General features: G+C 62.4%; 8 protein-coding genes. 5 read left to right on the top strand and 3 right to left on the bottom strand.

Annotation, left to right across the window (positions count from 1 at the left end; all coding sequences use genetic code 11):
* Nucleotides 1-65 precede the first annotated feature (65 nt).
* Both yghU and ACW8PS_RS14990 read left to right on the top strand, forming a co-directional pair.
* Nucleotides 66-932: a glutathione-dependent disulfide-bond oxidoreductase gene (gene yghU, locus ACW8PS_RS14995; RefSeq protein ID WP_491528307.1), complete on the top strand. Its 867-nt coding sequence runs from the start codon at nt 66-68 to the stop codon at nt 930-932.
* An 8-nt stretch (nt 933-940) separates the two neighbouring features.
* Nucleotides 941-1,381: a methylated-DNA--[protein]-cysteine S-methyltransferase gene (locus tag ACW8PS_RS14990; RefSeq protein WP_491528306.1), complete on the top strand. Its 441-nt coding sequence runs from the start codon at nt 941-943 to the stop codon at nt 1,379-1,381.
* Between the two features lie 59 nt (nt 1,382-1,440).
* Here ACW8PS_RS14990 and ygfZ read toward each other — a convergent pair whose 3' ends face one another.
* Nucleotides 1,441-2,199: a CAF17-like 4Fe-4S cluster assembly/insertion protein YgfZ gene (gene ygfZ / locus ACW8PS_RS14985; protein WP_491528305.1), complete on the bottom strand. Its 759-nt coding sequence runs from the start codon at nt 2,197-2,199 to the stop codon at nt 1,441-1,443.
* Between the two features lie 142 nt (nt 2,200-2,341).
* Between ygfZ and ACW8PS_RS14980 the strand changes: the two genes are divergently transcribed.
* Nucleotides 2,342-3,532 carry a pyridoxal-phosphate-dependent aminotransferase family protein gene (locus ACW8PS_RS14980; protein ID WP_491528304.1) on the top strand — a complete coding sequence of 397 codons (1,191 nt, stop codon included), beginning with the start codon at nt 2,342-2,344 and terminating at the stop codon, nt 3,530-3,532.
* Between the two features lie 329 nt (nt 3,533-3,861).
* Here ACW8PS_RS14980 and ACW8PS_RS14975 read toward each other — a convergent pair whose 3' ends face one another.
* Nucleotides 3,862-4,968, bottom strand: coding sequence for a pyridoxal phosphate-dependent aminotransferase (locus ACW8PS_RS14975; RefSeq protein WP_491528303.1), 1,107 nt, complete (start codon nt 4,966-4,968; stop codon nt 3,862-3,864).
* A 101-nt stretch (nt 4,969-5,069) separates the two neighbouring features.
* On the opposite strand from ACW8PS_RS14975, the gene ACW8PS_RS14970 reads away from it, so the two are divergent.
* Complete coding sequence (locus ACW8PS_RS14970; RefSeq protein ID WP_491528302.1) at nt 5,070-5,306, top strand: hypothetical protein; 237 nt, start codon at nt 5,070-5,072, stop codon at nt 5,304-5,306.
* On the opposite strand, the gene ACW8PS_RS14965 is transcribed toward ACW8PS_RS14970, so the two are convergent.
* Nucleotides 5,289-8,414 carry a valine--tRNA ligase gene (locus tag ACW8PS_RS14965; protein ID WP_491528301.1) on the bottom strand — a complete coding sequence of 1,042 codons (3,126 nt, stop codon included), beginning with the start codon at nt 8,412-8,414 and terminating at the stop codon, nt 5,289-5,291. The two genes, ACW8PS_RS14970 and ACW8PS_RS14965, sit on opposite strands and share 18 nt — an antisense overlap.
* 157 nt (nt 8,415-8,571) lie before the next feature.
* Here ACW8PS_RS14965 and ACW8PS_RS14960 point away from each other — a divergent pair.
* A partial coding sequence (locus ACW8PS_RS14960) for a xanthine dehydrogenase family protein molybdopterin-binding subunit (protein ID WP_491528300.1) occupies nt 8,572-10,721 on the top strand: 2,150 nt, incomplete at its 3' end.

Below are 10,721 nucleotides of genomic sequence, written 5' to 3'. Positions count from 1 at the left end.
CGCATTGCCCAATCGTGCAGATGCCTTATCCATGCCCTTGACCAAAGTGACAGGATTTTGAGACCATGAGCGATATTTACCAGCCCCCCACCGTCTGGACCTGGGAGCGGGCAAGCGGTGGAAAATTTGCCTCGACCAACCGACCCGTTGCCGGGCCGACGCATGACAAGGCTCTGCCGGTCGGTGCACACCCCTATCAGCTCTATTCGCTGGCGACGCCCAATGGGGTCAAGGTCACGGTGCTGTTCGAGGAATTGCTGGCGGCTGGTCATGAGGGGGCGCAATATGATGCCTGGCTGATCGATATCGGCGAGGGTGACCAGTTCGGGTCGGGCTTTGTCGAGGTGAACCCGAACTCCAAGATCCCCGCCATGATGGACCGGTCGGGCGACAAGCCCGTTCGGATCTTCGAATCGGGCGCGATGATGCTGCATCTGGCGGAAAAATTCGAAGCCTTCGTGACCGCGCCCGAGGATCGGCCGGAAATGTTGTCATGGCTGTTCTGGCAAATGGGATCGGCCCCGTATCTGGGCGGTGGCTTTGGCCATTTCTACGCCTATGCGCCCGAAAAATGGCAATATCCGATCGACCGCTACGCGATGGAGACCAAGCGCCAGCTGGATGTTTTGAACCGGCACCTGGCGGATCATGACTGGATAGCGGGCGATACCTACACGATTGCCGATATGGCGATCTGGGCCTGGTATGGGCAGTTGGTTCTGGGGCGGCTCTATGGCGCGGCCGAGTTTCTGGATGTGACCAGCTACAGCCATGTTGTGGATTGGGCCAAACGCATCGACGCACGGCCCGCGGTGCAGCGTGGCCGGATGGTCAACCGGGCCTCTGGCGATCCGGCAATGCAATTGCATGAGCGCCATGATGCCAGCGATTTCGACACCCGAACCCAGGACAAGATCGGCAAGCAGGAGTGAGGGCAGAGGTGCAAAGCCCCGTCGGCACGCTGACCCTGTCGGCAGCGGATGGGGCGATCACCGCCGTTGACTGGGGCCGCTTGGATGCCAGCGATGCAGCGCTCGTGTTTGATCAGGCCAGCGCCGAGCTTGCCGCCTATTTCGCCGGTGATCTGACGGAATTTTCCGTGCCGCTCGCGCCCGGCGGCAGCGCGTTTCAGCAGGAATTCTACAGCGCGCTATGTGCCATTCCTTACGGCGAGACGCGCAGCTATGGCGATCTGGCGGCGGATCTTGGCGTCAGCGCACAGGCCATCGGGCAGGCCTGCGGGGCCAATCCGATCCCGATCTTCATTCCCTGCCACCGGGTTCTGGGGGCAGGTGGGCTTGGTGGCTATTCCGGTGCGGGCGGGGTGGAAACCAAGGTGGCGCTGCTGCGGCTGGAAGGGGCGGCGTCGCTGCTGATCTGAAGCTGTCGGAGCCGAAGGAAAAATCTTCTGGAAGATTTTTCGGCGAAAAAATTCTTCTTTCAAGAATTTTCTGCGACGGGCCAGCGGATAGTCGCGTCGGCTGCATGCAGTTCACCCCGGGCCCGGTCAAAGCGCAGATAGGCCAGCGCGCGGTCACCTGACTGGGTGAACAGCCTGCCTGCCGGTTTGTCCCCTGCAAGGATCGGTGCCCCCACAGGTGCCGCCCCCTCCAGCGCCACCTGCGCCAGCCCCTTGCGCAGCTCGGTCTTGTGCTTCATGCGCGCCGTCACTTCCTGGCCCACATAGCAGCCCTTGCGGTGATCGACGCCGGCCAGCCGCTCAAAACCCATCTCAAGGATATAGCTTTCATCGGGAATGAGCTCGATCCCGGTTTCGGGGATGATGTGGGCGACGCGCAGGGCGTCCCAGTCGGTTATCGGCGCGTCGGCCGCCACGCCATAGGCCCGCCAGCCAAGGGCAGGGTGGCGCGGGTCGGAAAAGCTGCCCTCGGGCGGGGCCCCAAGCCCGCGCGCAACCGGCATTTCCGCATCCGCGATCTGCACATCGGCGCGCAGCTTATACATGCTCAGCCGGGCCATCAGACCCGCGGCCAGATCGGATTTTACATCCAGCAGGATGTCATCGCCCCGGTCGAGAAGGAAGAAATCAGCCAGATATTTGCCCTGCGGCGACAAAAGCGCGGAATAGACCAAGGTGCCGATCCGTGCGTCATGGGTCACAAGCCCCTGCAGGAAATGGGCACGATCGGCCCCGGTCAGGCGCAAAACGGTGCGGTCGGGGGCGGCTTCAGCGGTCATGTCCGGGTGGCTCCTGTGGGTGGATGCAAAACATATACTCGGCTGCGCGCCAGACAACCAGAGCGCGCCCTCCAGTCAGTGCGATTGACCCTGACCTCGGGCCACGCTACCGATTGCGCCGCAGCACAAATGGGAACATGCCATGAGCCTTGCAAACGGTCGCCACTACCTTGCCATTCCCGGCCCCTCGGTCATGCCGGACCGGGTCTTGCAGGCCATGCACCGGCCCGCGCCAAATATCTATACCGGGCCGCTGATCGAGATGACGCATGGCATTGTGCGTGATCTGAAGGAAGTGGCGCGCACGGCCCATGATGTGGCGATCTACATCGCCAACGGCCATGGTGCCTGGGAAGCCGCGCTGAGCAACACGATGTCGCGCGGTGACACGGTTCTGGTTCTGGGCACTGGCCGGTTTTGCATTGCCTGGGGTGAGCTGGCGCGGAGTCTGGGCCTTGAGACGCAGGTGATTGATTTCGGCTATCGCGGCCATGTCGATCTTACCCGTGTCACTGAGGCGCTGCGCGCCGATACCGGTCACAAGATCAAGGGCGTGCTGGCGGTTCAGGTTGATACCGCGAGTTCCGTCAGGAATGACATTTCCGGGCTGCGCCGCGTGCTGGATGCGGCGGAGCATCCGGCGCTTTTGTTCTCGGACAATATCGCAAGCCTGGCGGTGGACGTGTTTCACATGGATGATTGGGGCGTCGATGTAATGGTGGCGGCGTGCCAGAAGGGGCTGATGGTGCCGCCGGGAATGAGTTTCGTGTTTTTCTCGCCGCGTGCGGATGCGGCGCGCGACAGGGCGGATTGCGTGACGCCTTATTGGGATTGGCGGCCGCGGGCTGCGCCGCAGGCCTATTATCAGCATTTCTGCGGCACCGCGCCGACGCATCATCTGTATGGGCTGCGGGTGTCGCTGGACATGATCCTGAAAGAGGAGGGGTTGGACGCTGTCTGGCATCGCCACAGCGTATTGGCGCGCGCCATCTGGGCAGCGGTCGAGGCCTGGGGGCAGGGCACGGAGATTGCGCTCAATATCACCGATCCGGCACACCGGTCGCATGCCGTGACCACGGTTCGGATCGGCGGTGTGCATGGTACCCGGTTGCGCCATTGGGTGGAACGTGAGGCGGGGCTGACCCTTGGCATTTCCCTGGGGGCACCGGTGGAAGAGGAAAACGCCATCTTCCGGATCGGCCATATGGGCCATGTCAACGCCCAGATGATCATGGCTGTTCTGGGCAGCCTTCAGGCCGGGATGATCGCATTGAAACTGCCACATGGGGCGGGCGGGCTGGAGGCTGCGGCGGCGGTTCTGGCGGCGGGCTAGAGCGCGTCGCGCCAAATTGAATTCACCGGCCGACCCGAACGCATTCGATTGCGCGAACGCTGCCTCGGTCCGGGTGATGAATGCTCGAATCCGATCAGGCGCGACGCGCTATAGGTGAGTGGCATTGAGCGGGATCGCCGCCTTCGGCGGCGACCGGGGCCGCCCCTTGCGGGGCGGCGGGCGAGAGTTTTCGGGTGGCGTGTTTCGGCGGCCATCCCGACCAAATGATGCAATGTCGGCTCGGATTGGGCCAGTGTCGGATCTGGGCGGTGGTGCGGGATTTGGATATTTGAAGCGCAAAGAAGGCGAGGGACGCGCGTTTGCGGGTGCTATCTGCCGGCCTCTTTCAGGGCTTTGGGCAGGGCTTCGGCGAAGGCGATCAGATCAGCCTTTTGTCCGCAGGAAACCCGGATGCAGCGGTCCTGCGGGGCGGTGAAGGGCATGCGCACGAAAATTCCAAGCTCGATGAGAGCGGCCAGCACTGCGCGCGCGAAATTGCCATCCTGGCCGCAGTCGATGGTGACGAAATTGGTGGCTGACGGCAGCGGGATGAGGTCGTTTTCGTGGGCTATTCGGGTTATTTCGGCGCGGGCGGCGGCGATTTGGTCGATGGTTGCGGCCAGATAATCCTGATCTCTCAGCGCCGCGCGGGCGGCGGCTTGCACAACCCGGCCCATGCCGAAATGATTGCGGATCTTGTTGAACCCGGTGATGAGGTCGGCGTGCCCGATGGCATAGCCCACCCGCATCCCGGCCATCCCATAGGCCTTGGAAAATGTGCGCATGCGGATGACTTGGGGCCGGGATGGGTCGAGCGGCGGGATGGCGTCAGGGGGGGCTGTGTCCGAATAGGCCTCATCGAGCACCAGAAGGCAGCCAGAAGGCACCGCGGCGATCATCGCCTGCACGGTCGCGCCATCATGCCAACTGCCCATCGGGTTGTCGGGATTGGCGAGATAGATCAGCTTGGCCTGCGTCTTGGCAGCCATTGCGATCAGCGCCTGCGTGTCCTCGTGATCGCCGCGATAGGGCACTTTGTGCAACACGCCGCCAAAGCCCGCGACATGGTAGTTGAAGGTTGGGTAAGCGCCGTCCGAGGTCACCACCGCGTCGCCCTGACCCACCAGCATCCGCACTAGATAGCCCAGAAGCCCGTCGATGCCTTCGCCGACCATGATGTTGTCCATGGCAATGCCGTGATGGGCGGCCAGTGCTGTGCGCAGGTCATGCGCTTCGGGATCACCATACATCCAGGCGTCTTTGGCGGCCTCTGCCATTGCCGCGATGGCGCGGGGCGAGGGGCCAAAGACGCTCTCATTCGCGCCGAGGCGGGCGGTAAAGGCGGCCCCGCGGGCGCGTTCCTGGGTTTCGGGGCCGACAAACGGGACGGCGGCGGGCAGGCTGGCGACAAGCGGGGTGTAGTTTGGATCAGACATGGGCTGAATGAATGCGCGGAACCCAAGACTAGCGCAAGGAATTTGTAATTGGTGCGCGGGTCGCATGCGTGAGATCCGTTCGCAATCCTCGGAGGGGCTCCATGCCCACCCTTTCCCATCGGGGATTTATCGCCCTGACCGCCGCCGCAGGCGTGGCCCGGATCAGCGTCGGCGGCTCCTTTGCGCGGGCCGCTTTGGGTGCGCTCAAACGCGCGGCGCAGGAGGTGATGCAGGACGGCACCTTCACCTATGCCAAAGACGCGATGCCGGGCCGGGAGCTTGCCTTGATGATGGGGCAGGAAAAGCGCCCGGCGCCGGGGTCAACCGACCTCGGCTAACCGCGCCAGCGCGGCCTTGATCTTGCCCTCTTCCTCTTCGCGGGCATCCAGATTGGCCTGGGTTTCCGCCACCACTTCGGGCGGTGCGCTGGCGGCGAATTTGGGGTTGTTCAGGCGCCCGCGCAACCCGCCCAGTTCCTTGGCCAGCTTGCCTAGGACCTTTTCCAGCCGGGCTTTTTCCGCATCCACGTCGATCAGATCGGCAATCGGCAGGCCAAAAACACCGCCCGCGACCGCAATGGTCGCAGCCCCTTTGGGCAGCGTGTCGGTCTTTTCGACGCCAACCACGCGGGCGATGCGCAAAATCATGGCCTCGTTGCGGTCCCACGCCGCCTGCCCGCGTTCATCCAGTTCGGCCTGCAACAGCGGCACTTTCAGGCCCGCAGGCACGCCCATCTGGGACCGGACAGAGCGGATTTCGTCGATCAGGGAAATCACCCAGTTCATCTCACGATCGGCCGCCGCATTCACCAGTTCTAGCCCATATTCAGGCCAATCCGTATGCACCAACAGCTTCGGGCGCTCGGCAATCTCGCCCCAGAGTTCTTCTGTAATAAACGGCATCACCGGGTGCAGCAGGATCAGGCATTGGTCGATCACCCAGGCCATCGTGGCGCGGGTTTCTGCAATAACCACTTCGTCGCCGGAGAAAAACAGCGGCTTGGCAAATTCCAGATACCAGTCGCAGACCTTGCCCCATGTGGTGGCGTAGAGCATGTTCGCGGCGTCGTTGAACCGGTAGGCATTCAGCGCCTCGTCATGGGCCACACGGGCGCGGGCAATCTCGCCGACGATCCAGGCGTTGACGGTCTGGGTGACGGCTGCGGGGTCAAAACCAGGGACAGGTTTGCAGTCGTTCATCTCGGCAAAGCGCGCCGCATTCCACAGCTTGGTGCCGAAATTGCGATAGCCCTTGATCTTGTCGACGCTCAGCTTCAGCACGCCACCGGGGGCGGCCATCGAGGCATTGGCAAAGCGCAGGGCGTCGGCACCGAATTCATCCACAATCTCCAGCGGGTCAATCACATTGCCGGTGGTTTTCGACATCTTCTTGCCCTTCTCGTCGCGGACAAGCTGATGCAGATAGACAGTGTGGAACGGGTTCTGGCCGACCACCGCCTGCTGCATCATCATCATCCGGGCGACCCAGAAGAACAGGATATCCTGGCCGGTGATCAGCACATCGGTGGGGAAGTATTTTTTGGTGCTGTCATCCCAATTGGGCCAGCCAAGCGTGCCGATGGGCCAGAGGCCGGAGGAAAACCAAGTGTCGAGGACATCGGGGTCGCGCCAGACGGGGTAGAGCAGATGGGTCGGGTCCTCATCGCTCATCTCGTAATCGGCGAGGCTCTTGGCCAGCAGTTCCACGGCTTCGTTGCGGTCGGCCACTTCGATGATCCGGGCATGGTTCAGCGGCACAGGCAGTGCGGCAAGCGCATCCTTGAACTTCTCGGTCACATCCTCCAGCGCCGCGCCGCATTCGGCATGTTCCCCGGCATGGACCATGTGATCCGTGGTCAACAAGCGGCCAAGTTCGACAATATCCAATGCGCCATCGTTTTCATCGTCTTTATAGTCGGGCGCGGATAGGTCGAGCCCATACCAGACCGGCACCTGATGGCCCCACCAGAGCTGGCGCGAGATGCACCAGGGCTCGATGTTTTCCAGCCAGTGGAAAAACACCTTTTCGCCGCTCTCGGGGATGATTTTCACCTCGCCAGACCGGACAGCATCCAAGGCGGGACCGACGATCTTGGCGGTATCGACGAACCATTGATCGGTCAGCATCGGCTCGATCACCACTTTGGAGCGGTCGCCAAAGGGCTGCATGATCTTTTTGGATTCCACGTAAGGAACGGTTTCGGTAATCTCCTCTCCCGTTTCCTTGTCTTTGCGCGTCACCTGATGGGTAACGGACAGGCCTTCGGCATTGATCTGTTCAACCACCAATTTGCGCGCCTCGAACCGGTCCAGCCCGCGCAGATCATCGGGGATCAGGTTGAGCGTATCAACCTCGGCCCCGGTCCAGTTCGCACCATTCGCAATCTCCTGCGCCCGGGTCGCGGCCTCGGCATATGGCGCGCCATCGGATCGCATGTGGCCGCGCGTATCCATCAGGCGATACATCGGGATATTGCTGCGCTTGGCGACCTCATAATCGTTGAAATCATGCGCGCCGGTGATTTTCACTGCACCTGATCCGAAATCCTTATCCGGGTATTCATCGGTGATGATCGGAATCAGGCGGCGATGTTCCTTTGGCCCCACCGGAATTTCGCAGAGCGTGCCGACAAGAGAGGCATAGCGTTCATCGGTCGGGTGCACCGCAACCGCGCCATCGCCCAACATGGTCTCGGGCCGGGTGGTGGCGATGGAGATGTAATCGCGCATCTCGCGCAGGGTGACAGTGCCGTCGGCATCCTTTTCGACATATTCATAGCTGGCCCCGCCCGCCAGCGGGTATTTGAAATGCCACATATGGCCGTCAACCTCGGTGTTCTCGACCTCAAGATCCGAGATTGCGGTTTCAAAATGCGGATCCCAGTTTACCAGCCGCTTGCCGCGATAGATCATGCCCTTGTCATACATATCGACAAAAACCTTGATCACGGCATCATGGAAATTGGCGGAGTTCTCATGACCCCTGCGCTGATCACCCGGCGCGCCCGCCATGGTGAAGGCGTTGCGGTCCCAATCGAGTGAACAGCCAAGGCGCTGCAACTGTTGGACAATCGTGCCGCCATATTTGCCCTTCCATTCCCAGACCTTTTCCAGAAATTTCTCGCGCCCCAATTCGCGCCGGCCCGGCAGGCCCTCGGCCGCCAGCATCTTTTCCACCTGCAATTGCGTGGCGATGCCGGCATGGTCCTGACCGGGCTGCCACAGCGTGTCAAAGCCGCGCATCCGGTGCCAGCGCACCAGAATATCCTGCAACGTGTTGTTGAAGGCATGGCCCACATGCAGCGCGCCGGTCACGTTTGGCGGCGGGATCATGATGGTAAAGGTTTCCTCGCGCGACGCATTCGCGCCCGCCGCAAAGGCCTTGGCCGCATCCCATTTTGCCGTGATCCGCTTTTCGGCCTCGGCCGCATCAAAGCTCTTTTCCATCGCCCGCATGTCCCGTTCTTCAAGTTCAGCGTGGCTTAACGGACCTGCGCCGAAAGGCCAAGGCTGACGGTGGCACGAATTCACCTGATTGCGGACCACTGGACAGGCGCGGTGTGCTTGATACCTATGGGGCAAAGCAAAGCCACGAGAGGCAGGGATGCAGAAATTCGGAACCAGCCAGCCGGTTACGCGGGCGGAAGATGGGTGCCTTTTGCGCGGCCAGGGCCGCTTTGTCGATGATATCGCGCCGCAGGGGGATCTGGTGGCGCATGTCTTTCGCAGCCCCGTGGCGCATGGCGTGATTGATAGGCTGGATGTGGCTGGCGCGCGCGCGGCCCCGGGGGTGCATCTGGTGCTGACGGCAGATGATATCGCCGCGCAGGGGCTAGAAAACGCGCTGGCGGCGACGATCATCGACAATGCGGATGGCAGCAAGGCCGCCGCCCCGCGACGCCCCATATTGGCCGAAGGCCGGGTGCGGTTCGTGGGTGAGGCGCTGGCGCTGATCGTGGCGGAGAGCATGGCCCAGGCCCGCGATGCGGCGGAACGGATCGTTTTTGATTTCACGCAATTGCCGGCCCATATGCAGGTCGCAACCGGAGGGCCGCAGATCCATGGTGAGGCCCCGGAAAATCAGGCGTTTGACTGGGGCATGGGCGACGCCAAGGCGACGGATGCCGCGCTGGCGGGATCGGCCCATGTCATCAAGCTGACGGTGAATGACAACCGCATCATGGCCGCCAGCCTTGAGCCACGCGGTATCCGGGCCGAAATGCGTGAGGGCCGCCTGCATCTATGCGAAAACGGGCAGGGCGTGTGGGGCAAAAAGGCCGATCTGGTCGGCTGGTTGGGCGTAAGTGACGATGCCGTGCAGGTCACCACCCCGGATGTCGGCGGGGCCTTTGGTATGAAGGCGATGCGCTATCCCGAACATTTCCTGCTGGCACTGGCGGCACGGATGCAGCCGCGCCCGGTGCGCTGGATGTCGGACCGCAGCGAGGCCATGGTCTCGGATAATGCCGGGCGCGACCTGATCTGCACGGCGGAACTGGGCTTTGACGCCAGCCACAGGTTGACCGGCTACCGGGTGCGCTCGGTTGCCAATATGGGGGCCTATAATTCGGGCTTTGCGCAGGCCATCCAGACAAAGCTTTTTTCGCGGGTGATGCCGGGGGTCTATGATCTGCCGACGGGCTATATGCAATGCACCGGAGTCTATACCAACACCACGCAGGTCGATGCCTATCGCGGGGCCGGGCGGCCCGAAGCGATCTATGTGCTGGAACGCGCCATGGATCACGCTGCGCGGGTGCTGGATGTTGATCCGCTGGAATTGCGGCGGAAGAATTTCATCCGGCCCGATCAGATGCCCTACAAGACGCTGATGGGCGAGACCTATGACAGCGGCGATTTCGCAGCGGTGCTGGAGCGCGCCGCGATCGAGGCCGATCTGAAGGGTCTGCCGCAGCGTCAGCGCCGGGCGGCGGCGCGCGGCAAGCGGCGCGGGATTGGCATTTGCTCCTATATCGAAAGCATTCTGGGCGCGCCGCGTGAAACTGCCAAACTCACCCTGACCGGCACCGGTGCGCGGGTTTTTGTCGGCACCCAGTCGGGCGGTCAGGGGCATGAGACCGTGTATAAACAACTGCTGCACGATCAGACCGGGCTGCCGCTCGACCGGATTGAGGTGGTGCAGGGCGACAGTGACCTGATCGCTTCAGGCGGCGGCACCGGCGGGTCGCGGTCGGTGACCGTGCAGGGCTCGGCCATTCATGCGACCGGGAAGGCGCTGATTGCGGGGCTGCTGCCCTTTGTCGAGGGCCTGCTTGGGGCCAGTGTCAGGTTCGACATCGACGAGGGCGTATTTCGCGCGCCGGGGTCGAACATTGTGATTTCGCTGTTTGAGGTGGCCGACAAGGCTGCGGCGGCGGGGCAATCGGCGCTGCTGGAGGTTGAGCAAACCATCACCCTGCCGGGGCGCTCCTTTCCCAATGGCTGCCATATCGCCGAAGTGGAGCTGGACCCCGAAACCGGTGTCACAACCGTGCAACGTTACACCGTGGTCGATGATTTCGGCAATTTGATGAACCCGATGCTGGTGCAGGGGCAGATCCATGGTGGCGTGGCGCAGGGGCTTGGCCAGGCGCTGTGCGAACAGGTGGTCTATGATGATGACGGCCAGCTTCTGTCAGCAAGTTTCATGGATTACGCGATGCCGCGCGCAGGCGATCTGCCGTTCATCAGCTTTACCTCGCTGCCAACGCCGACCGAGACCAATATCCTTGGCATGAAGGGCTGTGGCGAGGC

It is taken from the genome of Alterinioella sp., assembly GCF_058343375.1.
Note: the sequence above shows the minus strand (reverse complement) of the source record. Positions and strands in the feature narration are given on the sequence as shown.

Excerpts from the sequence above, each read along its gene's own strand:
- yghU (WP_491528307.1), top strand. The coding sequence starts at position 66 with ATGAGCGATATTTACCAGCCCCCCACCGTCTGGACCTGGGAGCGGGCA.
- ygfZ (WP_491528305.1), bottom strand. The coding sequence starts at position 2,199 with ATGACCGCTGAAGCCGCCCCCGACCGCACCGTTTTGCGCCTGACCGGG.
- ACW8PS_RS14980 (WP_491528304.1), top strand. The coding sequence starts at position 2,342 with ATGAGCCTTGCAAACGGTCGCCACTACCTTGCCATTCCCGGCCCCTCG.
- ACW8PS_RS14975 (WP_491528303.1), bottom strand. The coding sequence starts at position 4,968 with ATGTCTGATCCAAACTACACCCCGCTTGTCGCCAGCCTGCCCGCCGCC.
- ACW8PS_RS14970 (WP_491528302.1), top strand. The coding sequence starts at position 5,070 with ATGCCCACCCTTTCCCATCGGGGATTTATCGCCCTGACCGCCGCCGCA.
- ACW8PS_RS14965 (WP_491528301.1), bottom strand. The coding sequence starts at position 8,414 with ATGGAAAAGAGCTTTGATGCGGCCGAGGCCGAAAAGCGGATCACGGCA.